The following is a 1,115-nucleotide window of genomic DNA, read 5'->3' on the forward strand; positions in this document are numbered from 1 at the left end:
CGGTGACTCCGACTTCTCGGAGAACATCCTGCATCTGGTTCTGGCGCGGCCCGCGGGTGCCGGACCGGGGACGAAAGGTCTGTCGCTGTTCGTCGTGCCGAAGTTCCACTTCGACACCGGCACCGGTGAACTGGGCACCCGCAACGGCGTTTTCGTGACCGGCCTGGAGACCAAGATGGGACTCAAGGCCTCGGCGACCTGTGAGCTGACCTTCGGTGGGCACGGCGTTCCCGCGGTCGGCTGGCTCGTAGGTGACTCGCACAGCGGGATAGCGCAGATGTTCGCGGTCATCGAGTACGCCCGGATGATGGTCGGCACCAAGGCGATTGCCACGTTGTCGACCGGTTATCTCAACGCGCTCGCGTATGCGAAAACCCGGGTGCAGGGCAGTGATGCGACCAGAACGGCGGACAAGCAAGCGCCGCGGGTGACGATCATTCGCCATCCTGATGTGCGTCGGGGACTGATGGTGCAGAAGGCATACAGCGAGGGCATGCGCGCGCTGTATCTGTATGTGGCTGCGCACCAGGACGCCGGGATCGCGAGGGCGGTGTCGGGTGCCGATGCCGAATTGGCCTTCCACATCAACCATCTGCTGCTGCCCGTCGTCAAAGGCGTCGGATCCGAACGCGCCTATCAGTGCCTGACCGAATCCCTGCAAACCTTCGGCGGGTCCGGCTACCTGCAGGACTATCCGATCGAGCAGTATGTGCGTGACATCAAGATCGACTCGATCTATGAAGGCACCACCGCCGTTCAGGCGCAGGACTTCTTCTTCCGCAAGATCGTGCGAGACCGCAGTGGAGCATTCGCCCATGTGATCGGTCAGATCGCGGAGTTCGTCGAAAGCAGTTGTGGTGGTGTACGTCTGGCGTCCGATCGCGCCTACCTCGCTACCGCGCTCGAGGACATCGAGGCCATGACCGCGACCCTCATGGGCGTCGTGTCGGCCGCGCATCGAGAGCCTGCCGAGCTGTATCGCATCGGGCTGGTATCGGTACGGTTTCTGCTCGCCTTCGGCGACCTGTTGATCGGCTGGCTGCTGATGCGCCAGGCCGCCGTCGCGCTCGCCGCGATCGACACAGTGGGTAGCACCGCGTTCTACGAGGGAAAGG

At 63.4% G+C, this 1,115-nt stretch carries 1 protein-coding gene; it reads left to right on the forward strand.

What is annotated here, in order from left to right:
• On the forward strand, nt 1-1,115 hold a 1,115-nt coding region (locus tag ACFWF3_RS36805), incomplete at both ends, for an acyl-CoA dehydrogenase (protein ID WP_379318862.1).

The organism is Nocardia sp. NPDC060220, assembly GCF_042727815.1.
GTDB lineage: Bacteria > Actinomycetota > Actinomycetes > Mycobacteriales > Mycobacteriaceae > Nocardia.